We start from the raw sequence: 23,405 nt of genomic DNA on the forward strand, positions 1-23,405 counted from the left end.
TGGGTTTATCCCAACCAGCCTTCCCTATCCAAACTTCTGTATTGGATGGCTTCCGAAATATGGTTCTGGTTGATGTTCTCTGCCCTTTCCAGATCGGCAATCGTCCTGGACACCTTCAGGATCCGGTCATAGGCACGTGCCGAAAGATTCAGCCGTTGCATGGCATTTTTCAGCAATTCCTTGGAAGATTCGCCCAAAGGGCAAAACTGTCGTATGTGCTTGGTGTCCATCTGGGCATTGTAATGGATGCCTTCCCATTCGGAAAATCGGGCAGTCTGGATGTCCCTTGCCACCTCCACCCTTTTCCGGATCTCCATACTGCTCTCCCCTTTTCGTTCTTCGGAGAGTTTTTCGAAAGGGACTGGGGTCACTTCAATATGGATATCGATCCTGTCCAGCAAAGGTCCTGATATCCTGCCCAAATAACGTTGCATCTCCGCAGGTGAAGAAGTGACAGGTGCGTCGGGGTCGTTAAAATAACCGCCTGGACTAGGGTTCATGCTCGCTACCAACATAAAACTGCTGGGATAGGTGACCGTGTATTGGGCCCGTGCAATGGTGACCTCCCTGTCTTCCATGGGTTGTCGCATCACTTCGAGGACCCTGCGCTCAAATTCGGGAAGCTCGTCCAAGAAAAGCACGCCGTTGTGCGATAAGGAGATTTCCCCGGGCTGTGGATAACTGCCACCACCGACCAGGGCAGCACTACTAATGGTATGGTGCGGACTCCTGAACGGGCGTTGGCTCATCAACCCCTTGTTTCTCACTTTGCCCACCACACTGTGGATCTTGGTGGTCTCCAAGGCTTCATGCAAGGTCATTGGAGGCAAAATGGAAGGCAACCGCTTGGCCAACATGGTCTTTCCTGCTCCTGGCGGACCTATCAAAATGATATTGTGTCCACCCGCTGCGGCAATTTCCATACAGCGTTTGATACTCTCCTGGCCTTTTACATCGGCAAAATCATGTTCCGGAAAGTTGAGATGTTCATAAAACTCTTGGCGGGTATCCACATAGGTCCGTTCCAAAGGGATTTCCAAATCAAAGAAATCCATCACCTCCTTGATGTTCTCCACGCCATAGACCTCAAGGTCCTTTACAATGGCGGCCTCGCTGGCATTTTCCTTTGGAAGTATAAATCCTTTGAAACCCTCTTGTTGTGCCTTTATGGCAATGGGCAGGGCTCCTTTGATAGGTTGGAGGCTGCCGTCCAACGACAACTCACCCATGATGATATAGTTTTGGATGCCCTCCGACCTGATCTGGCCCGAAGCGGCCAAAATGCCCAATGCCAAAGTGAGGTCATAGGCCGAGCCTTCCTTTCTGAGATCGGCCGGGGCCATGTTGATGGTTATCTTTTTTCCCGGGATCTTGTACCCATTGTTCTGTAGCGCGGCAGCTATGCGGTAATTGCTTTCCTTGATGGCGTTGTCGGGCAGTCCCACCAAATGATAGCCTATACCCTTGTCCACATTCACTTCCACTACGACAGTGGTCGCCTCAATGCCGAAAACGGCACTGCCATGAATTTTTATCAGCATTTGGAAATTTTGTCAAATCAGGGCAAAAAATAGGCAAAGCCTATTTACCAAAAGCCCATTGATTGACAATAGCGCGGTTTGAATTGATGGATAGCCCTTCCCAACCAATGGATGAAAAAATCACTCTTTGGTGAAGGTGAGTATGGACTCGGCTTTTTCCTCGATTTCCTGTTTGTTCATCATCATTTTTCGGAACTCTCCCTTCACGTACATTTCAGCCTGGTCCTTGTAATGCTTGCTGAACGGATTTCCAGATTGTCCCGTGGGCAATATGCTGATACTGTTCTCAATATCCGAGAAATCAACAATCCTTCGTGTGGACGGTCCAGAACTTACTTTGTAAAATCCTGTGTCGTCATAAGGAAACGACAGGTTATTGATGACCTCACGGGTGCCTTCAACAGGAAATGGCCCCACATTGAAATACTTGCGAAGGGATTCCACTTGACCAATGGGGTGTTGGTGTTCCAAGGTGTGTACCTTGTTCCAGGTCCATTCGCTTGGGTCTGCCCCAAAATCGCTGACCAGAGACTCCCATGCATCGGCAAAGGATTTCATCACGATATCTTTTCGTGTTTCCACAACATCCTTGGTATGGACATTGTCCCACCATTTTCCACTTTCCATTTTGGCGCCCCAAGCAATTTGTCGCTTGAAAATGTGTGTGGCCAAAAACTGGTTGAACATTTCCGTGCCCAGTTCGTCCTCCATGGTGTTTTTGACCATATAGTATTCGCTTCTGTGGAACAATGTGGGACTGGTACTTGTCAACGTATATTCCCCGTTCCAGTTTTCAAGGGAATCCACCAACACCAACTGCTCTTGGGTCAAGAGGGACACATCGAACAGTTTGATCAGTTCGGTCACCAATTGTGTGTTAACAGGAGAAGTCACGTCCAAGATCATCTCGGAAACAGCCTCTTTGTCCCAATCATCCTTGGTATCCAAAAGCTGCACGATCCTTCTTGCCCTGTTCTCGGGCAGGTAATATCCGGGATACAGCATCCCTGCAATGGAATCGGGCTGGTTATTTGCGGAATAAACGTAGTTCCACGGCGGATTTTCTGCACTTGGGTTTTCTGAAAAATCCAAATAGCGCAATGGTTCTTCTTTCCCTGAGGTGCCGTCCAAAATATACTTGGTGGACAGGCTGTCCGGCATTTGATAGAGTTTTGCCGTGGCCCACCAGCCTACGTTGCCCTCGGCGTCACCGTACATCACATTCAGTCCAGGGGCATGGATCTTGGGCAATGCATTTTTGAATTCTTCCAGATTGGTGGCGTGGCTCAGTCCATAAAGGGCGTCCATCACCTCGTTCTTGGGTTTGGTGTATATCCACGACATGGACACGGGCCTTTCCCCTGAAATCTGATCGGCAATTTGGTTCAACACAGGTCCGTGCTGTGTTTTTCGGTAGGTGAAGGAAACATCTTTCCCATCCTTTACCTTGATGGTCTTGGTCACATACCCGTATTCTTTCCATCCTTCGGCGGTCTTGTACTTGGTGCTGTCGGATGGATGTGTTTCCTCGTAATAAAAATCAATGTCGTCATTCTCGAACATGGTCAGCCCGTAGGCCAAATTCCTGTCGTGCCCCAATAGCGGAAATGGCACACCGGCCAAATGATAGCCATATTTTTCATAGGTGGGCGTACTGATATGCGCTTCGTACCATACGGATGGTTGGGCAAACCCGATGTGGGGATCGTTGGCCAGGATCACCTTGCCGTTCTTGGTCTTCTGTGGGGCAATTACCCAACTGTTGCTCCCCTCAAATTGTGGAATCGGCAATTTTTCCAAGGCTGCCGTCACACTGGTCGTAATATTTGAAGCCAGCGAATCCGTGTTGATCCCTTTGTAGTTCTTGATCCAGACCGTTGAGGTATCGGAACCTATGGCAAGGTCCTTCATGTATTCCTCACCCAATTTTTTCCTCATACTGGTCAGTAGAGGGTCTGTTTTGTGCGCCATGGCGAAACTGAAGGCCATGTAGCCCACTGCATTGTGAATGTCCTCCAAAGAAAAAGGTTCCTTATCCAGTCCAGTAAGGTAAAACTCGATGGGTGTGGGGCCCTTTTCGATAAATTCGTTGATTCCGTCCAAATACGCTTGTGAAAGGATGGCGGTTCTGCCATTCAAGTCTGTATTGGACACTGTTTCTGCCGAATTGTCATCAATACCCAAGGAAAGAAAGAATTTATCGGTTTTCAAGAGGTCTTTGCCAAATACTTCGGAAAGCCTACCCTTGGCCACTCGTCTCAACAGTTCCATTTGCCACAAACGGTCCTGCGCATGCACGTAGCCCAATGCCCTAAGGGCATCTTCTTCTTTGTCCGCATATATGTGGGGGATTCCGTAAGTATCATAAAGTACTTTGACCTCACTGTCCAATCCTGTCAATGTCTTTTTTCCACTGTAATCAGGCTTGAGGCCGTTCAAGAAAATGGCAATGCCAATGAGAGCCAACAGAATCAACCCTGCAATAAACAGAAGTACTTTTTTTAGTTTTTTCACTACCTTTTAGGTTAAGTCGATTACCTCCCTAAGGTAAAACTAATTTCCTGACCCTTTAAAAAAAAGTAAAAGGACTTACCAATTATTTGTCCATGGAAAGATGGTGCTTTTCCAAGCCCGATCTTAGCCATTCCCCGTAGGTTTCCACATCCACATATTGGACAGCGTCGTTCAAAATTTCGAGATTGGGAGAAAGTAGCACGTAGTAGGGTTGCGAGGCCGCATTGAAGTTGATGGTCTGGAAAGTCCCCCACTTTTGGCCCACGGTCTCAATGGCCTTTATCCGTCCGGAATCGTATTTGAAGTCGAACCTTTCTTCTTCGGGAAGTTCCTTTCTGTCGTCCACGTAGAGGGAGATCAGCACATATTCGTCCTTCAAAAGGGGATAGATGCTACTGTGGCTCCATACGTTTTCTTCCATCTTTCGGCAATTCACACATGCCCACCCCGTGAAATCGAGCAAAATGGGTTTGTTCACGGCTTTGGCATGGGCCACACCTTCTTCAAAGTCCTTGAAACAATCCAAACCAAGGGGGCAATCGCTTTCGGTTTCGATTACACTGTAAAAATCCGGGGGCGGAAATCCACTCAATAATTTCAAATGGGTCACCTGGAAAAGGCCCAGTATCAAATACACCGAAAATGCCAAACTCAATACGCCAAAGATTTTTCGGGTCGTGGTCAGTTTTTTCTTTGGACCATCATGCGGAAAACGAAACAGCCCGAACAAATACAGGGTCATCAGCATAAAGAGCACTATCCAGATACCGACAAAGATCTCTCTTTTCAACAATCCCCAATTGCCCACCAAATCGGCATTGGAAAGGAACTTGAAGGCTAGGGCCAGCTCCAAAAAGCCCAAAACGACTTTCACGGTGGTCATCCATCCGCCCGATTTGGGCAAGGAGTTCAACCAGGCCGGGAACATGGCAAACAATGCAAATGGCAGGGCCAAGGCCAAACCAAAACCGACCATTCCCGCCGATAGGTTGGTCGCGACATTGCCTTCAGCCAGCGTAGTGCTCCCCAGCAGTCCGCCCAAAATGGGGCCGGTGCACGAGAAGGACACTATGGCCAAGGTCAGCGCCATGAAAAAGATACCCAATCCCCCTCCTACTTTGGACGAGGCGGAGTCCATCTTGTTGGCCCAAGAGCTGGGTAGGGTCAGTTCATAATAACCGAAAAATGAAAAGGCAAAAAAGACGAAAATGATGAAGAAGAACACGTTGAGCCAAACATTGGTGGCAATGGTGTTCAGTATCTGCGAGTCCACCGAATTGAACAAATGGAAGGGCAAGCTCAGCAAGAAGTAGATCAAAACGATGAAAAATCCATAGAGAACGGCATTTCCGATGCCCTTGGACTTGTTCTGCGTATGTTTGGTGAAAAAGGAGACCGTCAACGGGATCATGGGAAACACACATGGAGTCAACAAGGCGATGAGCCCGCCCAAAAATCCAAGCCCAAAGATCATCCATAGGTTGGATTTTCCTTCAGCGTCCATTTGTGCTCCCTGGTTCAAAAGGTGTTTGTTCTTCAAGTCCACCTTCAACGACTCCCCCAAGGCCACACTTCTTTCGTTCAACTCCTTGTTCTCTGCCACAAAGGTGCTGCCATCCAAGGAAATCTGGAAAAGATGGTCCATGGGAATACAGACTTCCTTGCAGATTTGGTAAAACAGGTTCACCGAAATCTGGTTGACCTCTGGGTTGAGCAGTTTTATCTTTTGGGTGAAGATGGCCTCTTTCTTGAAGAAAGTCTCATCCACTTCAAAAATGTCACTGTACTCGGTGATGGTCTCGCTTTCCTCAGTTTTACCTACGAGTTCGTAATCCTCCCCTGCTTTTTCAAAAGTGAATTCACTGGGCAGCGAACCTCCTTCGGCCGTGTATTGGGAATAGACGTGCCATCCGTCCATGATTTTTCCCGTGAAGACCAGTTCGTATTCCGTGTCCGATATTTTATGGACTTCGTGGCTCCAAACGGCAGGGTTGGCCTCTGTTTGGGCAAATGCGACCAGATTGATGAAGATTGATCCTAAAAAAAGTAAAAATGACCTCATGTAAGCTGTGTGATCTTTATAATTTGTCGGGTTGAATCCCCCACCTTGAAACGTTCGTCTGCCCTTCGGCCCACCACCCAAACAATATCGTTGTCCGAGCAAAGCAGCCATTGCTTTTCCTTTGATATGACATCCATTTTCTCGTCCTTGAAAAATTTGGACAGTTTTTTCTTCCCTTGCATACCGAAAGGATAAAAATAGTCGCCTTTTTCCCAATTTCTTAACACCAACGGGAAGTTTAACTTTTCCTTATCGATAAAGATGGTGTCCTGCCCTGATTTTTCAATGCTTTTAACGTTTTCCAGATTTAGTTTGAGGGGCAAATTTGGCTGTTCTTCATTTTCAAAGATCAAATATGGTCTTTTTGGTTCGCCCTCCAATTCTGAAAGGATCAAATGCTGCCTGTCCTTCACCAATCTATGGGTCTTGGAAACCACTTCCTTACCACTCATAGCAGTCAAGAGATGCTGTACATCGTCCCATTCCGTGAAGCCGTATGCTTTAAAAAGTTCGTACACATAGGTTGCCGTAGGTTGTAAATGCTCCAATTCCCCTATATCTATCGTAATGCTTCCTCCATTTTCCACAAAAAGCTTTGCTTTGATGCTCTGGATATGGTTGTCCACCAAAGTATGGGTCTGGAGCAGATGGGATTGGGTGCGTATAAAATTTTGGAGAAACGTGGGATGCAGCTCCTTCAGTTTGGGCACGAGTTCGTGCCTTATCCTGTTGCGAAGGTACTTGTTGCTGGCATTGCTGCTGTCCTCCCGCCATTGGATGTGTTCAGACTGGGCATATGCCATCACTTCTTCCTGTGAAAAGACAAGTAGGGGGCGGACAGTTTTCCCGTTCACTTCGGGAATTCCCAAAAGACCTTCGATGCCTGTGCCCCGGGAAAGATTGATCAGGAAAGTCTCCAAGTTGTCATCGGCATGGTGGGCCGTTACCAAAAAATCAAAGCCCTCTTTTCCCAAAACCTCTTGGAACCACTGATAGCGTAGGTCCCTTGCCGCCATTTGGATGGAACCCCGGTTCTTCTCTGCATAGGCTTCCGTGTCGAATCGTTTGACCAAGACTTCCACGCCCAATTGTTCCGCCAATTGGCTCACAAAATCCTCATCGCCATCACTTTCCGCACCACGCAACCCAAAATTGCAATGGACCAAAGCCATGTCCAGCCCCAATTTTCGGCATAAATGGGCCAAAACCACACTATCCACTCCCCCACTACAGGCCACCAACAACCGCTTTCCCTTCAACAAAGGCAGATTAAGGTCCACATGCTTTTTAAACTTTTCCAGCATACCACAAAAATACGATTCGTTGTTGAGTTATTGGGTTATTCAATTACTGAGTTATTCAGTTATTGGAATTTGGCGACTGATGCTTGGAGCTTCAATTTTTCGTAAAGATTCGTGATTTTCGTGTCCACTCTATAAAAACACCTCTAAAGTCCCCTCAAAGGGACAGTTGTTCTTGTTTCTTAAAACTTGAATTTGAACTTAAACCTGAAAACCTAAACCTCTAGCCTTCAATCCCTCCCTCCAAAACGCTACGCATGGCCCTAGCCTTCAACAAGCATTCCTGATATTCCATTTCGGGGTCGGATTTTGCGGTGATGGCACTTCCCACGGAATAGGAAACGAACCTATTCTTTTCGTTGTACAAAATGCTCCGTATGACCACATTGAAGTCGAAATTACCCTCTGGGTCAAAATAACCCACTGCCCCACTGTACAGACCTCGTTTGGTCTCCTCCAATGCTTCGATGATCTTCATTGCAGATATCTTCGGTGCGCCGGTCATACTGCCCATCGGAAAGGTTTCCGTTATCAGGTCAACAGGGTTTGCGCTTGGATCCACTCTTGAAGTGATGGTCGAGATCATCTGGTTTACTTGTTTGTATCCATAAACTTTACAAAGTTCTTCAACCACAACACTTCCTTTGATGGCACTTTTGGAAAGATCGTTCCTCACCAGATCGGTGATCATGATGTTCTCCGCCCTTTCCTTTTCATTTTGGGCCAGTTGTTTCCGTAGGCGCAGATCGTCGTCAGCTTCCTTTCCCCGTGGCGCAGTGCCCTTTATGGGCTGTGAAATTACTTTCTCTCCCTGCTTTCTCAAATACCGCTCCGGGGAGGCGCACATCAAATACCTTTCGTCCAAGCGCATGTAGGCCGCAAACGGGGGTTCGGATATGGAATTCAGTTTTTTGTAGGTCTCCAAAGGAGCTATTTGAACGTCTTGGGCATAAAACTCCTGACAAAAATTGGCCTCATAAATATCCCCGCGATGGATGTGTTCCAAAAAACGGTTCGCTTTTTCAAAATAGGCATCTTTGTGGATGCGCATCTTTATGGGAACGGGGGAGGTATTGCTATTGTTGGTGTCATCTTCGCCCATCAACGAGACGATGGCCTCAAAATCCTTTTCAATGTCATCCGCATCCAAATACAAAAAACTGAGTTGGTCCCCATCCAGTATGACAATTTTTAGGGGCTGAAAAAAATACAGGTCCGGGAACCCTACACCATCCGCGTTATGGGAAACCAAATCCTCCAACTGGTTTTTTAGGTCGTATGAAAAATACCCGAAGAGCCAGTCAGGTTGGTGTGCAAAATGTTTCCTGAGTTCTTCCAAATTGGAAAACTCCCTGGATCTGCCCACAGCCAGACAGGCTTCGAAGGAAGAATAATTGCCCCGATGCCCATTGCTGTCCAACCACACCGCGTCGGTGTAGTTCTTGGACCATTCCAAAAGGGCGCTTTTACTTTGTAAAGGTGGTGTTATTTTAAAGGAACGCTGTGTACGCAATGTCCAATCATTTTAACGAGCTCAAAAAGGTTTGGAGTGCCTTTTGGTGCTCTGCTTTCAAGGATTCATCCAAAATCCCATCCTCTGAAAAATTATCGTGGAACGAAGGCAGGGAAAACGTGGCGATGATTTCCGCGCCGAACCTTGGCAACATATTCTGGATCACGCCCAAAGAGCCCATACCCCCTCGCTTGCCTCCCGATGTGGACATGAGGAGCACCTTTGTCCCCTCCAAAAATTTTCGGTCCAAACGCGACAACCAATCCAACACATTTTTGAAATAGGCCGATGGGTTGCCGTTATGCTCGTTCACGGAGAGTATAAGCCCATCCGCATTCCGAATATCTTCCTTCAACTCCACCAAAGCATTGGAATACCCTTTTCTTTTTTCATCATCCTCACTGAACATGGGAAACGGGTATCTTGTCATGTTCAACAATCGAAGGTCGTGCCCTTCCACCAAAGAAGTGGTCAATTGTACAAGTTTGAAGTTAATGGATGTTGAAGAATTGCTTCCGGCCAATGCCAAAATCGATGCCATAGAAAAAAATCATTGATTGTTTCGCTAAAATACCCCAATTGGGGCAGAGTTGTGAGTATTTTGTATAATTTTGCCACGGAAAGCATCCAAAGTACTTGCAAAACAAGTATATAGGAACATATCGAACCGAATGACAGCTAAGACCAACAGGTTATTTTTTGTAGATGCCATGCGTGCTTGGGCCATATTGATGATGCTCCAAGGGCATTTTATCGATGGGCTTTTGGAACCTGCCTTCAGGGACCTCAACAATGGCGGCTTCCGTGTTTGGCTCTATTTTCGGGGAATCACCGCACCTGTTTTCTTTACGGTTTCCGGATTCATTTTTACGTACTTGCTTGTCCGGGTGCCCCAAAAAGGGATGGACAATCCAAGGGTGGCCAAAGGCATTCGCCGTGGACTTCAACTCATTTTTATTGGCTATTTGCTGCGTTCCAATCTATTTGGACTGCTCAAAGGGGAGATTTACCCCTCTTTTTACTTTGTGGACGTACTACATTGCATCGGGCTTTCCATTTTGGCCTTGATCGGGGTCTATCTGTTGACCATCAATAGAAAAAAGCATGTTTTCCCATTGTTGCTATTGACCATTACCGTAGTCCTGTTCCTATTTGAACCGCTTTACAAACAATGGTCGTTTTCTTTTTTACCGGAATTCTTTGCCAATTATTTTACCAAGGCCAATGGTTCTGTGTTTACCATCATTCCTTGGTTGGGATATGCCACCATCGGGGCTTTTATCTCCATCCTCTTTTTGAGGTTCAAGGATTTCAAATTCCTCTATCCTGCGGCCATTGCCATTTCGCTGGGACTTGGCGCCATTCTGTGCTACGCGTTGTCACCAACCTTCCTTGCCATTTACGAATGGACAGGGGTGGAGCTTTTCAACTTGCTCCAGATCAACAACTACCTGTTCGTCCGATTGGGCAATGTGTTTGTGGTGTTTGCCGTGTTCATGTTGCTTCGGCAGTTTATCAACAACCGGACTATCCTGAATATTGGATCTAGCACCCTTTCCATCTATGTGATCCACTACATGGTCCTTTATGGAAGTTTGACTGGATTGGGTCTCTATCGGTTCTTTCACCACTCGCTGAGCCCTTCCGTGGCCATAACCGGAGCAGTGCTTTTTATGTTCGTCTGCACCTTTTTGGCACTGAAGTATAGCCAATACGAAGAGGATATCAAATCCAGTATTGCCTGGGCTTGGGATACTGCAAAGAAACAAACGCTCGAAATCAAGGAAATTTCATTTTCCGTGTTGAAGGAACTGTTGTCCAGGGCAGGTCTGGTACTCAAAAGACTCTTCCGCACTGTAAAAGGCTAACCCCAACAAAAAAGGCATCCAATCCTAAGACCGAATGCCCTTTTATCTTTTTATTATCCATTGACTAACTATGTATCGACCTTTTGTCCGTTGCATCCAAGGCTGCTTCCTTTACAGCTTCGGCATAGGTCGGGTGTGCATGGCTCATCCGTGCAATGTCCTCGGCAGAAGCCCTGAATTCCATTGCGGTAACGGCCTCTGCGATCAAATCGGCACAACGTGCTCCCACCATGTGGACGCCCAACACCTCATCGGTCTTTTTGTCCGCCAAAATTTTCACAAATCCGTCCAGATCCATACTGGCACGTGAGCGACCCAATGCCCTCATGGGGAACTGGCCCACTTTATAGTCCACACCTTCTTCCTTCAATTGTTCCTCGGTCTTGCCCACTGCGGCCACTTCTGGCCAGGTATAGACCACCCCGGGAATAAGGTCGTAGTTGATGTGTGGTTTTTGTCCGGCCAAGAGTTCGGCCACCAAAACGCCTTCTTCTTCGGCTTTGTGTGCCAACATGGCCCCTTTGATCACATCCCCAATTGCGTAAATGTTGGAGACGTTGGTCTGTAGGTGGTCGTTCACCGCTACCCTGCCCCTATCGTCCAGTTTTACCCCGGCCGCTTCAAGGTTCAATCCATCGGTATAGGGCCTACGTCCCACACAGACCAAGCAGTAGTCGCCGGTCAATACCACTTCCTCTCCCTTTTTGTCGTCTGCCTTCACAATGACTTCTTTTCCTTTGCGCTCCACCGCTTTTACCTTGTGGGACAGGTTGAAGGACATCTTTTGTTTTTTCAGCACTTTCATCAATTCTTTGGAAAGGGCGGCATCCATTGTAGGGATAATGCGGTCCATATATTCCACAACGGTCACTTCGGAACCAAGACGTTTATAGACTTGTCCCAATTCCAGACCGATGACCCCTCCTCCGATAACGATCAGGTGTTTGGGGACTTCCTTGAGTTTGAGCGCTTCGGTGGATGTGATGATGCGTTCCTTGTCCAGTTGGATGAACGGCAAGGTGGAAGGTTTGGATCCCGTGGCAATGATGATGTTCTTTGCCTCGATGGTCTCCGTTTTTCCATCTTTTTCAATATTGATGTGCGTTGCATCCTTGAAACTTCCGAGTCCGTGGTGGACATCTATCTTGTTCTTGCCCATCAAAAACTCGATGCCCTTGGTGTTCTGCTCCACAACATCCTGTTTGCGAGCGATCATTTGCTTTAGGTTCACCTTCACTTCCCCAGGAATATCGATCCCATGTTCGGCGAAATGTTTGATGGCGTCCTCGTAGTGGTGCGATGAGTCCAAAAGGGCCTTGGATGGAATGCAGCCCACATTGAGGCATGTGCCTCCCAAGGTATCGTACTTTTCAATGATTGCGGTTTTCATTCCCAATTGGGCGCATCTAATCGCTGCCACATAGCCTCCGGGGCCCGAGCCAATGACAGCTACATCATATTGATTCATATTGTATGGTTTGTAAGGATAATCCGTTCTTTAAAACAGGTGTAAAAATACGAATGTTTTTTCGTTGGAACGTCGGGATGGTGAAAGTTTCGGGTTTGGAGATGGAAGGCGAATGGCCAAGGGTTAGAGGGAAAATCCAATTTACAATGAATAATAACAGCATAACCCCTTAACCAAATAACCCAATCATCAAAGCAAAAAACCGGAAGAACCTTTTGGTCCTCCCGGCCTTTGAAAAAATGTCTTAAAATTAATTCAGAAGCATTGGCCACTTTCGTCGTTGATGGTCCAACCTCTGCCAAGAGCCAAACCTGTATAGGCATTTGCCCCGGTATTGCTACCACAAACGCTGAGACCTGCGGCACCTAATACAATGTTATCGGGGGTATTGGGCTGGTTGTTCCATCCATTCAATGTGAAACTATAATTTAATGTACTCATCCCACAATTGTCCAGCATGCCCGTCATATTGGTCACACTGGAAATATCCCATGCACCCAAGGTTACATTAAAAGTTGTGGCCCCATTGAACATGTAGGCCATGTTGGTGACATTGGAAGTATCCCATCCTGTTACATTCCTGTTAAAAGATGAGGCCCCATTGAACATGTTGGACATGTTGTTGACTTTGGAAGTGTCCCAACCTGTTACATCACCGTTAAAAGCAGTTGCATCTCGGAACATGCTGCCCATAGTGAGTACATTGGAGGTGTCCCAAGTGTTAATGTTCTGGTTGAACGAGGTTGCCCCAGAGAACATTCCGAACATATTGATAACATTCGAAGTTTCCCATCCCCCGATGGGTTGGTCAAAGGTAGTGGCTCCCTTGAACATACTGGAAAAGCTGGTAATACCCGAAGTGTCCCACCCACTGATGTCCTGGTTAAAGGCAGTGGCATTTTCGAACATACTTTCCATTCCAAGTTCGGTCACATTGGAAGTGTCCCATCCACCAATGTCCTGGTTAAAGGCAGTGGCATTTTTGAACATACTTCCCATTCTGGTCACATTGGAAGTGTCCCAGTCCCCGATATCCCCATTAAAGGCAGTGGCATTTTCAAACATTGACCTCATGTCGGTCACCTGGGACAGATCTGGCACATCGGTGGCCTTATAGGTCATCTGCGTGCAACCTCTAAATGCAAAGCTCATGTCCTCCCATTGGATGTTGCCCCATTGGTCTATCGAAAGGAGCTTCGTAGCATCACCATTATCCATATATATGTGAGGGAACTGCCCCAAGATGGCCACGGTATGGTCGCCCGCGGTGGCATAGGCGTGTGAGGGGGGCGCGCTTGTGTTGATCTCCTCCACCGTGCCATCGCCCCAGTCTATCGTATAATCGTAAACGTAATTTAAAAAGTCATCGTCATCTGTGCCAATGACAATCTGCTCATTGGCCGCAGTGGTCCTCCAAGTGGTGACAAAGGCGTTGGGGTTGCCGGCCAGCTCGTCCACGTCCGTGACCTTAATGGTCACCGTGGCCTGTGCGGTGGCAGTGCCATCGCTCACCTCTACGGTGATGCTGTGCTCCGTGTCGGTCTCAAAGTCGAGGTTCTTGCCAGCTGCAAGGGAGAGCTCCCCGGTAGCGGGATCGATTTCGAAGAGATATTTGTCATTGGCCACGATGCTGTAGGTCAGTTCATCTCCATCAACATCGGTGGCCTCCATGGTGCCGATCACTTCGGTGTCGGCAATGTCCTCCGCTACGGTAAATTCCTGGTCCGCTATCTCGGGAGCAGTATTCTGTGGAACGACCTCTGTCACCTTTATGGTGATGGTGGCCGAGGCGGTGTCCTCCCCGTCGCTCACCTCCACGGTGATGGCGTGCTGTGCCTTGGTGGCAAAGTCAAGGGATTTTCCTTGCGCCAATGTCAGTGCCCCTGCGGCAGTGATGGCGAAAAGGTCGTTGTCGTTCGTCTTGATGCTGAAGGTCAGTGCATCCTTGTCCGCATCGGAGGCCACTACCGTTCCGATGGCATCGGCCGGGGTAATGTCCTCCATGACAGTGAACTCCTGTGCGGCGATTACCGGGGCAGTGTTCTTGTCGGATGGCGGTGTTGGGCCATCGTCCTTGCCGCAGGACCAGAGCAGGGCCATGGCCATAAGTGCAATACCTAATTTTTTAAAAGTGTTTTTCATACTCAATTTGTTTTTATTGTTAGAATGAATAATGCGGCAAGATGGGGCATTCGTAGAAAAGATTTGGGCACGATCTGACGGATGCGGGGTTTGGTTTGACGGATGCGGGTTTTGGGTTGAGGGGAGAAGAGGTCGGAAGTCCAAAGTCGGAATGTGGTCTAAAGCCCATGTACAGGTTTCAAGTTCAAAAGGAGCTGGAGCTGTGGGTTTTGGGTTCCGAGTTTTGGGTTTCAGGCTTCAGGCTGGGGATGTGTCAGTATGCGGTATGCAGTGGACAGCTTACAATAAGCAATAATCGAATAATCCAATAACCGAACAACCAAATCACCTAAATGCTAAGTCTATCCTCTATGGTCTATTTTCTTTCGTCCATTTTGACACGAATTTCACCAATATGCACAAATAAATTTTTGGACTCCTGACTTCCGCCTTCCGAGGTTTCGACTACGCCTATCTGCCGACAAAGACAGGCTCAACGTGACACTTGGGACTTCCGACAACCCATTAACCCAATCATCAAATAAAAAACCACCGAAAGACCCAAGGACCTTCCGGTGGCACAAACAGCTCAAAAAAAATAAAAACAATAATCTAGTTCAATGCAATTTTATTGACAGGCCACGGGGCCGTCATCATTGATGGTCCATCCATTTTGGCCTATCAGGACCGTATTTCTGAAATAGGTAGTGTCAGCATCATTACAGAACGTGATACCAGTGGCTCCCAATACAATCCCATTGGGGATGAATACATTGCCTTGGCCGCCCCAACCCTTCAAAGTGCTACTGTAATTTATAGCATTCATTCCTGAATTGTTGAACATATTGGTCAAGTTGGTAATGCTGGACAAGTCCCAGTCCCCCAGGCTTTGATTAAATGAGGTGGCCCCGGCGAACATATTGCCCATGTTGGTCACTTTGGAGGTGTCCCATTCCCCAAAGGGTTGATTGAACAATGTGGCTCCGTTGAACATATTGAACATGTTGGTGACGTTGGATATGTCCCAATTTGCTATGTTTCCATTGAAGGAAGAGCATCCATTGAACATACTTTCCATATTGGTCACATTTGAAAGATCGGGGATGTCCGTAGCATTGTACACCATATTTTCACAGTGAAGAAAGGTGGCTTGCATACTTTTCCACTGTATATCTCCCCATTGTTCAATGGACATCAGTTTCTTTGCGTTATCAACACCATCAAAAAAGGTGTTGAAGTAAGGGAATTCCCCTTTGATGGCAATGGTATATGTACCCGCAGTGGCATACACATGGGAAGCACCCTCGTTGGAAGTGAGCTCTTCCACTGTGCCATCCCCCCATTCAATGGTATAATCATAGGTATAGCTCCCGTTTCCATATAAGGCGATCTCTTCTCCATTGGATTCGGTTTTCCAAGTGGTAACAAAGGAAGCCGGGTCGTTGGCCAAGGATTCGTCCACGTCACCTACTTTTATGGTCACCGAGGCAGTGGCCGTTTTGTCCCCATCGCTAACTTGTATCGTGATCACATGCTGCGTAGCGGTTTCAAAATCCAATGCTTTTCCAGTGGCAAGTGAAAGGTCGCCAGCCGCAGTGATCTCAAAGAGATTGTTGGCATTGGTCTTGATACTGAAGGTCAATGCATCTTTTTCCACATCAGTGGCCTTTACCATGCCAATGACCTCGGTATCGGCTATGTCCTCATCCACGGTGAATTCCTGTGCCAAGATGCTGGGGGCAGTGTTTTTGGGCGGGGTGGGCCCATCATCTTTGCTGCAGGACCATGTCAGAGTGGAGACCAAAATTACAATCCCGAAACTCTTCATTACTTTTTTCATAACAAACTTTTTAGATTAAAAACTACCGCAAGGTGAGCAGTTTTTATCAAATTGAAAGAGACGATCTGACGGATGCGGGGTTTGGATTGACGGATGGGCCTTTTGAATTGACGGAGAAAATTTGGAAAGTGTAAAATCTGGACTGTGGACGTTCAAAACAAAAGCAGGTGCAGAGCCATTGCTGCAATAATAACAACTGAAAAAGCAATAACCCGAAAATTGAAAAGCAGTTTAACCAATGTGCACCGATGGGGTGTTCTTCACTTCGCTGATCACAAACGAACTCTGTGTGTTCCCTATATTATTGATAGTGGTAAGCTTGGTGAGCATGAATTCCCGATAACTTTTCATGTCGGCCACATTGATCTTTAGGATATAGTCGTAATCACCTCCTACGTGGAAACATTCCGAGACTTCTTCAAGTTTCAGCACTTCCCGTTCAAACCGCAGCACATTGTCCTTGGTGTGCTGCACCAAACGGATGTGGCAAAGCACCGTGAAATCCTTTTGCAGTTTCTTTTTGTCCACCAAGGCCACATATTGGGTGATCACACCCGTGCGCTCCAATCGACGGATGCGTTCATAGACCGCAGTTTTGGAAAGTTGGAGCATATCTGCGTAGTGTTTTGTGGTCTTTTTGCAGTCTTCTTGGAGCAATTTTACCAGTTGTTTGTCCACCAAATCCAGTTCCATACTGATTATTTTTCGGTTCAATGCTTTTGAGTTGGATAAAAATAGAATTAATATCTAAAATATAAGTTTAAAGACATCTAAAATTCTATATATCAACAATTATATTGACTTTAGGACTACACTTGATTAGTTTTACAAAAAATCATATCATGGACTACAAAGCAGCGGAACATATTCAAGATCTTCAATATTTTGGCGAATTCGGAGGGGTAAACCCTTCCATATCAGATTCTTCCACTTATACCTTTCTGTCAGCAAAGACCATGTTCGACACCTTTGAGGGAAACACGGAGGGTTGCTATTTGTACAGCCGTCACTCTTCCCCGTCCAACTTATATCTGGGGGAAGCGATGGCCCAGTTGGAAGGAACCGAATCCGCCAATGTCTATGCCAGTGGTATGGGGGCCATCACAGCCGTTATCCTTCAACTTTGCGATGCCGGCGACCATATCGTTTGCAGTAGGACCATCTATGGCGGCACCTACGCATTCCTGAAAAACTTCGTGAAGAAATTCAACATCTCGGTGTCCTTTGTGAACATAACAGATTTGGACACGGTCGAGAAATCTATCACGCCAAAGACCAAAATGATCTTTTGCGAGGCCATCAGTAATCCGCTGTTGGAAATTGCAGATATCCTTTCGCTGTCCAAAATTGCAAAAAAGAATACTATGCCCCTGGTGGTGGACAATACGTTTTCACCACTTACTATACACGCGGCCCAATTGGGTGCAGACATTGTGGTGCACAGTCTCACGAAATTCATCAATGGGACCAGTGATTGTGTGGCAGGTGCCGTCTGTGCCTCCATCGATTTTTGTTTGGGTTTGAAAGATGTGAACCACGGGGCCGGAATGCTCTTGGGCAGTACGTTGGACAGTCTGCGGGCGGCATCCATCCTTAAAAACATGCGCACGCTGCACATCCGCATCAAAAAGCACAGTGAAAATGCCCATTATCTGGCCGAAAAATTTGAAAAGGACGGACTCAAAGTGGTGTACCCCGGTTTGGAGAGCCACCCCGGACATCAACTTATGAAAGCGCAGATGAACCATGAGTATGGGTTTGGCGGTATGCTCACCATGGATGTGGGATCCGTGGAGCGGGCCAACGCCTTGATGGAACTCATGCAAGAGAAAAAGTTGGGCTATTTGGCCGTAAGTCTAGGGTTCTACAAAACCTTGTTCAGTGCTTCGGGCACATCCACTTCCTCCGAGATTCCTTTGGAAGAGCAGGAAGAACTCGGGCTATCACAAGGCCTTATCCGATTCTCCATTGGTTTGGACAATGACATCCACAAGACCTATCTGTCCATGCGGAGCTGTATGGAGCAATTGGGAATTATCTGATAAAGAGACATTGGAAAATAGACCATAGAGGATAGACTTGGTGATTTGGCTATTGAGATTTGGTGCTTGAGGTTGGAAGTCCGAAGTCGGAAGTGGTTTTTTTGTCTGTTCTTGCACTTGAAACTTGCACTTGTACTTTTTAGCAGATTTCTGACCGAACTGAAAAATTATGTTTTTGGAGAACAGGGTTCAAAATCGTAATATTACCCTTTAACAAACCCAGACCATATGCCAAACAAAGAGGAAAAACCAAAGTACAGGGAAGACGAACACATTGTAGAGGACAAAAACCTCACCATTTTCCAAGCACTCATCCCTGTTTTTGCCCTCGTGGCGATGTTGGCCTACAATGTCTTTGTTTTTGGGGATAATGCACTGAGCGGTTCCAATCAATTCATTTTGTTGATGGGCGGAGCAGTGGCGGCCATCGTCGGTTTTTTCAATAAGGTCTCCTACGAACAAATGATCGATGAGGTGGCAGAGAATGTCCGTTCCACCACAGGGGCATTGCTCATTCTCCTCATGGTGGGCGCCCTTTCGGGTACGTGGCTGGTGAGCGGCATTATCCCCGCCATGATCTATTACGGATTACAGATCCTGAACCCAACCATATTTTTGGCGGCCTGCGTGATCATCTGCGCCATCATTTCCGTGGCCACGGGCAGTAGTTGGACCACTTCGGCCACCGTGGGCATTGCGCTCATCGGTATCGGCGACGCCTTGGGCATTTCCCTGGGCATGACCGCAGGAGCGGTGCTTTCCGGTGCCTATTTCGGGGATAAAATGTCCCCCTTGAGCGACACCACCAATCTGGCCCCGGCCATGGCGGGCGGTGACCTGTTCTCGCACATCAGGTACATGGCCCTGACCACGACCCCGACCATCATCATCACCCTTGTCGTGTTCATCATTATGGGCTTCACCATTGACACAACGGGCGATGCGGACACCAGTTCCATCTTAACGAATATTGGTGCTACCTTTAACATCAATGGATGGCTCTTTTTGGTGCCCTTGGCCGTTATCTTTCTAATAGTAAAAAAAGCACCTCCTTTGATGGCCCTGCTTGTCGGGACATTATTGGGCGGATTGTTTGCCCTTATTTTCCAGCCGGACATTGTCGCCACCATAGGTGGAAGTTCCCAATTGACCTTCGAATCTGCTTACAAAGGCATTTTAAATGCCATCACGGTTGATACCCAGATAGCTACACAGGACCCTGCACTGAACGATCTTTTCTCTTCGGGTGGAATGTCGGGCATGTTGGGCACGATATGGCTCATTGTCTGCGCGATGGTCTTCGGGGGCATCATGGACGGCATCGGGGCACTGGAACGCATTACCGAATCGCTTCTCAAATTGGCCAAGACCACTTTTGGTTTGTTTGCCAGCACCGTAGGGAGCTGTTTGGCTCTGAACATCACCGCTTCGGACCAGTATCTGGCCATTGTGGTCCCTGGTAAAATGTTCTCCAAGGCCTATGCCGAACGTGGATTGGCTCCAGAAAACCTGAGCCGTTCCTTGGAGGATTCGGGAACAGTCACCTCGGTATTGGTCCCCTGGAACACATGCGGCGCCTACCATAGTGGGGTGCTCGGTGTAGGTGTCGGGGAATACTTCTTTTATGCCATCTTCAACTGGCTGAGCCCTTTCATGACCTTGCTGTTCGCCGCGTTCAAGATCAAGATCAAGCAGTTGACCCAATAGATGCTCTCCGAAACAGCCATTTTTCAAGAGGTGTCATTTTTATCAACAACATGGTACAGCCACCCGAAGGAAGGTTTTTTTTGAGTATTTTTGACCCTCAAACAAAAAATAGATCATGGCAACAGTCACCCTCAAAGGAAATCAAATACACACACTTGGCAACCTTCCTGAAAATGGTTCCCAAGCCCCTGACTTTAAGTTGGTAAAGAACGACCTTTCCACCGTATCCCTTTCGGATTACAAAGGACAAAAGTTGGTACTCAATATTTTCCCCAGTGTGGACACCGGGACCTGCGCACAGTCGGTCCGTCAGTTCAACCAAGAGGCCGCAGAATTGGACAATACCAAAATATTGTGCATCTCCAAAGACCTTCCATTTGCCCAAGCCCGTTTCTGTGGAGCCGAAGGCATAGACAAAGTGGAGACCCTTTCCGATTTCAGGGACGGTAATTTTGGCACATCATATAATGTGACGTTTGTGGATGGCCCATTGCAAGGGTTGTTGTCCCGATCCGTTGTGGTATTGGACGAAAACGGCAAGGTGATCCATTCCGAGCAGGTTTCCGAAACGGTGGACGAACCCAACTACAAAGCTGCGCTTGAAGCGTTGATGGATGCCTAGGGAATCTTTCTTGAAGAACAGGATCCGCAGTGTGGGCTATGCACTAAAGGGCATGTTCCTGCTCCTGAGGACGGAGGCCAGCATCAAGATCCAGTTTTTTATCGCACTTTTGATGACGGCCGCTGGGTTCTTTTTCGAAATCTCCAGTACCGAATGGATCGTACAATTATTGTCCATCGGGATGGTCATGGGAGTAGAGGGAGTCAACACTGCCATTGAAAAACTATCGGACTACATCCAGCCCCAAAGGGACCCAAAAATCGGTTTGGTCAAAGATATTTCGGCTGGGGCCGTGATGATCGTGTCCGTCATTGCCAGCATCATCGGACTCATCATCTATATCCCCAAGCTGCTATAAAAACGTCCAAGGAATGTTGGAGTACGTAAATTTGTAACTTAGCCCCGAATTAAAAACCATTGATGGCAAAGAAAAGGACCACATCAAAATCCAAGACTGCAACTACCAAGAAGAAAATCTCGCTTAGGCCCTCCAAGCAGAACAAGATTATTTTTGGAAGTCTTTTGATCGTTCTCAGCATTGCGCTCTTCTTCTCCTTCATGTCGTTCTATTTTACATGGCAGGAAGACCAGAGCATGCTGTCCGAATTCGCGAACCGGAACGCAGAGGCCAGCAACCTGCTGAACAAGTTCGGGGCCAGTGTGAGCCATTTTTTCATGTACCAAGGTTTTGGGCTCGCTTCCTTCGCTTTTCCTTTGTTGTTGGCTGTAACAGGACTCTACCTCTTTTTGGGATTGGAGGCCAAAGGGCTTATCGGGAAATGGGTATGGGGACTCACGGGCGTTATTTGGCTGTCCGTTGCATTGGGCTTTTTCGCTGCCGATTTCCCCCTTTTGGGTGGACTCATTGGTTTCGAGATGAACGATTTCCTTCAGGACTATACGGGCAAAATTGGGGTGTTCCTGATATTGTTGTTCGTGTTGATGGTGATTTTGGTACGGTTGTTCAACTTTACCCCGGAAGGCTTTGCCAATTTCTTCCGTTCCCAAAGGGAAAAGATAAAATCCGATTTTCAAGGAACGGAAACAAACCCCGATGAAGAAACATACATAGAGCATGAAGATGGGGGTATCGAATTGAAGATGGACGACCCTGCACCGGAAAAGGTGGACACCTATACCCACAAAAAGGACATTCCCCCACTCCAGACCGCAGCAGGACTCGATGTCAACCTTCCAGAAGAGGAGGAGTCCGATATTGACCTGACCGTGGAAGAAACCCCAGTGGAAGAGGAAACCGAGGTAAAAGCAGCCAAACTGGTCAAGGATTTTGGGGAGTTTGACCCCAAATTGGAACTTGGAAATTATAAGTTCCCTCCCATGGAACTACTGGATGACCATGGAGCATCAGGTGGTATCACCATCAACCAGGAAGAACTGGAGGAGAACAAGAACCGTATTGTCAGCACCCTGAAAAACTACAAGATCGGCATTGCGCAGATCAAGGCCACCATCGGCCCAACGGTGACCCTTTATGAGATAGTGCCCGAAGCGGGAATCCGTATTTCCAAGATCAAAAATCTTGAGGACGATATCGCCCTCTCCTTGGCGGCACTGGGTATTCGGATCATCGCCCCCATACCCGGAAAGGGAACAGTGGGTATCGAAGTGCCCAACAAAAAGGCCACCGTGGTCTCAATGAGGTCGGTCATCGCCTCCAACAAGTTCCAGAAAGCGGAAATGGAGCTGCCCATTGCCTTCGGGAAGACCATCAGCAATGAAACCTTTGTGGTGGACCTTGCCAAAATGCCCCACTTGCTCATGGCGGGTGCCACGGGTCAGGGTAAGTCCGTGGGATTGAACGCGGTGATCACCTCCCTGCTCTATAAAAAGCACCCGGCTGAGGTAAAGTTCATCTTTGTGGATCCCAAAAAAGTGGAACTTACCCTCTACAATAAAATCGAGCGCCACTTTTTGGCCAAACTGCCCGACTCGGACGAGGCCATCATAACGGACAACACCAAGGTCATCAATACGCTGAACTCGCTCTGTATTGAAATGGACAACCGCTACGAGCTGTTGAAAACGGCCATGGTGCGTAACATCAAGGAATACAATGTAAAATTCAAGGCGCGGAAGCTCAACCCCAATGACGGACACAAGTTTCTGCCCTATATCGTCTTGGTGATCGATGAGTTTGCCGACCTTATCATGACAGCGGGCAAGGAAGTGGAAACGCCCATTGCCAGATTGGCACAGTTGGCACGGGCCATTGGCATACACTTGATCATTGCCACGCAAAGACCTTCGGTGAACGTGATCACGGGGATCATCAAGGCCAACTTCCCGGCCAGGATAGCTTTCCGAGTGACCTCAAAAATAGACTCCCGCACCATTTTGGACGCCCAGGGCGCCGATCAGCTTATCGGCCGTGGGGACATGCTCTACACACAAGGGAACGATGTCACCCGTTTGCAGTGTGCCTTTGTGGACACGCCCGAGGTGGGCAAGATCACAGAGTATATCGGTTCCCAACGTGCCTATCCCGAAGCCCATTTGCTTCCCGAGTATGTCGGTGAAGATTCTGGCACAGGTATTGATTATGATATTTCGGAAAGGGATGATATGTTCCGCGAGGCCGCTGAGGTGATCGTTACGGCCCAGCAAGGTTCGGCATCCCTGATCCAACGGAAATTAAAATTGGGATACAACAGGGCCGGAAGGATCATCGATCAATTGGAGGCGGCCGGAATTGTGGGCCCCTTCGAGGGCAGCAAGGCGCGGCAAGTGTTGATCCCAGATATTTATTCTTTGGAACAATTTTTAGAAAATGAATCAAAATAAGACC

Annotated in this window: 16 protein-coding genes; 6 read left to right on the plus strand and 10 right to left on the minus strand. The window is 47.6% G+C overall.

Going from position 1 to position 23,405, the window contains the following annotated elements:
* Positions 1-5: 5 nt before the first annotated feature.
* The 6 genes from FOT42_RS02480 to FOT42_RS02505 form a co-directional block, all read right to left on the minus strand.
* Positions 6-1,541: a YifB family Mg chelatase-like AAA ATPase gene (locus FOT42_RS02480; protein WP_151888986.1), complete on the minus strand. Its 1,536-nt coding sequence runs from the start codon at positions 1,539-1,541 to the stop codon at positions 6-8.
* A gap of 120 nt (positions 1,542-1,661) precedes the next feature.
* Positions 1,662-4,055 (minus strand): penicillin acylase family protein, encoded by a 2,394-nt coding sequence (locus tag FOT42_RS02485; protein ID WP_151888987.1) that lies wholly within the window; start codon positions 4,053-4,055, stop codon positions 1,662-1,664.
* Positions 4,056-4,137: 82 nt separating this feature from the next.
* The gene (locus tag FOT42_RS02490) at positions 4,138-6,117 is read right to left on the minus strand and encodes a protein-disulfide reductase DsbD family protein (RefSeq protein WP_151888988.1); all 1,980 of its coding nucleotides are present in this window, start codon (positions 6,115-6,117) and stop codon (positions 4,138-4,140) included.
* Positions 6,114-7,421, minus strand: coding sequence for a tRNA lysidine(34) synthetase TilS (gene tilS / locus FOT42_RS02495; RefSeq protein ID WP_151888989.1), 1,308 nt, complete (start codon positions 7,419-7,421; stop codon positions 6,114-6,116). Before tilS ends, FOT42_RS02490 begins: the two co-directional genes overlap by 4 nt.
* Positions 7,422-7,641: 220 nt before the next feature.
* The gene (locus FOT42_RS02500; protein WP_151888990.1) at positions 7,642-8,931 is read right to left on the minus strand and encodes an anthranilate synthase component I family protein; all 1,290 of its coding nucleotides are present in this window, start codon (positions 8,929-8,931) and stop codon (positions 7,642-7,644) included.
* Between the two features lie 7 nt (positions 8,932-8,938).
* The gene (locus tag FOT42_RS02505) at positions 8,939-9,472 is read right to left on the minus strand and encodes an NADPH-dependent FMN reductase (RefSeq protein ID WP_151888991.1); all 534 of its coding nucleotides are present in this window, start codon (positions 9,470-9,472) and stop codon (positions 8,939-8,941) included.
* A gap of 130 nt (positions 9,473-9,602) precedes the next feature.
* Between FOT42_RS02505 and FOT42_RS02510 the strand changes: the two genes are divergently transcribed.
* A complete protein-coding gene (locus tag FOT42_RS02510) occupies positions 9,603-10,799 on the plus strand; it encodes an acyltransferase family protein (RefSeq protein ID WP_151888992.1) in 1,197 nt (398 codons plus the stop codon).
* Between the two features lie 64 nt (positions 10,800-10,863).
* On the opposite strand, the gene lpdA is transcribed toward FOT42_RS02510, so the two are convergent.
* The 4 genes from lpdA to FOT42_RS02530 form a co-directional block, all read right to left on the minus strand.
* Complete coding sequence (lpdA, locus tag FOT42_RS02515) at positions 10,864-12,267, minus strand: dihydrolipoyl dehydrogenase (protein WP_151888993.1); 1,404 nt, start codon at positions 12,265-12,267, stop codon at positions 10,864-10,866.
* Between the two features lie 255 nt (positions 12,268-12,522).
* Positions 12,523-14,409 (minus strand): BspA family leucine-rich repeat surface protein, encoded by a 1,887-nt coding sequence (locus tag FOT42_RS02520; protein ID WP_151888994.1) that lies wholly within the window; start codon positions 14,407-14,409, stop codon positions 12,523-12,525.
* 607 nt (positions 14,410-15,016) lie between these two features.
* Positions 15,017-16,228: a BspA family leucine-rich repeat surface protein gene (locus tag FOT42_RS02525; protein ID WP_151888995.1), complete on the minus strand. Its 1,212-nt coding sequence runs from the start codon at positions 16,226-16,228 to the stop codon at positions 15,017-15,019.
* A 231-nt stretch (positions 16,229-16,459) separates the two neighbouring features.
* Positions 16,460-16,921 carry an Lrp/AsnC family transcriptional regulator gene (locus FOT42_RS02530; protein WP_151888996.1) on the minus strand — a complete coding sequence of 154 codons (462 nt, stop codon included), beginning with the start codon at positions 16,919-16,921 and terminating at the stop codon, positions 16,460-16,462.
* Positions 16,922-17,070: 149 nt separating this feature from the next.
* Between FOT42_RS02530 and FOT42_RS02535 the strand changes: the two genes are divergently transcribed.
* The 5 genes from FOT42_RS02535 (at position 17,071) to FOT42_RS02555 (ending at position 23,401) form a co-directional block, all read left to right on the plus strand.
* On the plus strand, positions 17,071-18,270 hold the full coding sequence (locus FOT42_RS02535; protein WP_151888997.1) for an aminotransferase class I/II-fold pyridoxal phosphate-dependent enzyme: 1,200 nt from the start codon (positions 17,071-17,073) through the stop codon (positions 18,268-18,270).
* Positions 18,271-18,498: 228 nt separating this feature from the next.
* Positions 18,499-19,977 (plus strand): Na+/H+ antiporter NhaC, encoded by a 1,479-nt coding sequence (nhaC, locus tag FOT42_RS02540; RefSeq protein ID WP_151888998.1) that lies wholly within the window; start codon positions 18,499-18,501, stop codon positions 19,975-19,977.
* Positions 19,978-20,092: 115 nt separating this feature from the next.
* On the plus strand, positions 20,093-20,599 hold the full coding sequence (gene tpx, locus FOT42_RS02545) for a thiol peroxidase (RefSeq protein WP_151888999.1): 507 nt from the start codon (positions 20,093-20,095) through the stop codon (positions 20,597-20,599).
* Positions 20,592-20,957: a diacylglycerol kinase gene (locus tag FOT42_RS02550; RefSeq protein ID WP_151889000.1), complete on the plus strand. Its 366-nt coding sequence runs from the start codon at positions 20,592-20,594 to the stop codon at positions 20,955-20,957. Before tpx ends, FOT42_RS02550 begins: the two co-directional genes overlap by 8 nt.
* Before the next feature lie 62 nt (positions 20,958-21,019).
* Positions 21,020-23,401 (plus strand): DNA translocase FtsK, encoded by a 2,382-nt coding sequence (locus FOT42_RS02555; RefSeq protein WP_151889001.1) that lies wholly within the window; start codon positions 21,020-21,022, stop codon positions 23,399-23,401.
* Positions 23,402-23,405: the final 4 nt, after the last annotated feature.

It is taken from the genome of Flagellimonas hadalis, from assembly GCF_007785775.2.
Classification (GTDB): Bacteria; Bacteroidota; Bacteroidia; order Flavobacteriales; family Flavobacteriaceae; genus Flagellimonas; species Flagellimonas hadalis.

What these genes read in the sequence shown, in the direction of transcription:
- FOT42_RS02480 (WP_151888986.1), bottom strand. Translation starts at nt 1,541, where the DNA reads ATGCTGATAAAAATTCATGGCAGTGCCGTTTTCGGCATTGAGGCGACC.
- FOT42_RS02490 (WP_151888988.1), bottom strand. Translation starts at nt 6,117, where the DNA reads ATGAGGTCATTTTTACTTTTTTTAGGATCAATCTTCATCAATCTGGTC.
- tilS (WP_151888989.1), bottom strand. Translation starts at nt 7,421, where the DNA reads ATGCTGGAAAAGTTTAAAAAGCATGTGGACCTTAATCTGCCTTTGTTG.
- FOT42_RS02505 (WP_151888991.1), bottom strand. Translation starts at nt 9,472, where the DNA reads ATGGCATCGATTTTGGCATTGGCCGGAAGCAATTCTTCAACATCCATT.
- FOT42_RS02510 (WP_151888992.1), top strand. Translation starts at nt 9,603, where the DNA reads ATGACAGCTAAGACCAACAGGTTATTTTTTGTAGATGCCATGCGTGCT.
- lpdA (WP_151888993.1), bottom strand. Translation starts at nt 12,267, where the DNA reads ATGAATCAATATGATGTAGCTGTCATTGGCTCGGGCCCCGGAGGCTAT.
- FOT42_RS02520 (WP_151888994.1), bottom strand. Translation starts at nt 14,409, where the DNA reads ATGAAAAACACTTTTAAAAAATTAGGTATTGCACTTATGGCCATGGCC.
- FOT42_RS02525 (WP_151888995.1), bottom strand. Translation starts at nt 16,228, where the DNA reads ATGAAAAAAGTAATGAAGAGTTTCGGGATTGTAATTTTGGTCTCCACT.
- FOT42_RS02530 (WP_151888996.1), bottom strand. Translation starts at nt 16,921, where the DNA reads ATGGAACTGGATTTGGTGGACAAACAACTGGTAAAATTGCTCCAAGAA.
- FOT42_RS02535 (WP_151888997.1), top strand. Translation starts at nt 17,071, where the DNA reads ATGGACTACAAAGCAGCGGAACATATTCAAGATCTTCAATATTTTGGC.
- nhaC (WP_151888998.1), top strand. Translation starts at nt 18,499, where the DNA reads ATGCCAAACAAAGAGGAAAAACCAAAGTACAGGGAAGACGAACACATT.
- tpx (WP_151888999.1), top strand. Translation starts at nt 20,093, where the DNA reads ATGGCAACAGTCACCCTCAAAGGAAATCAAATACACACACTTGGCAAC.
- FOT42_RS02550 (WP_151889000.1), top strand. Translation starts at nt 20,592, where the DNA reads ATGCCTAGGGAATCTTTCTTGAAGAACAGGATCCGCAGTGTGGGCTAT.
- FOT42_RS02555 (WP_151889001.1), top strand. Translation starts at nt 21,020, where the DNA reads ATGGCAAAGAAAAGGACCACATCAAAATCCAAGACTGCAACTACCAAG.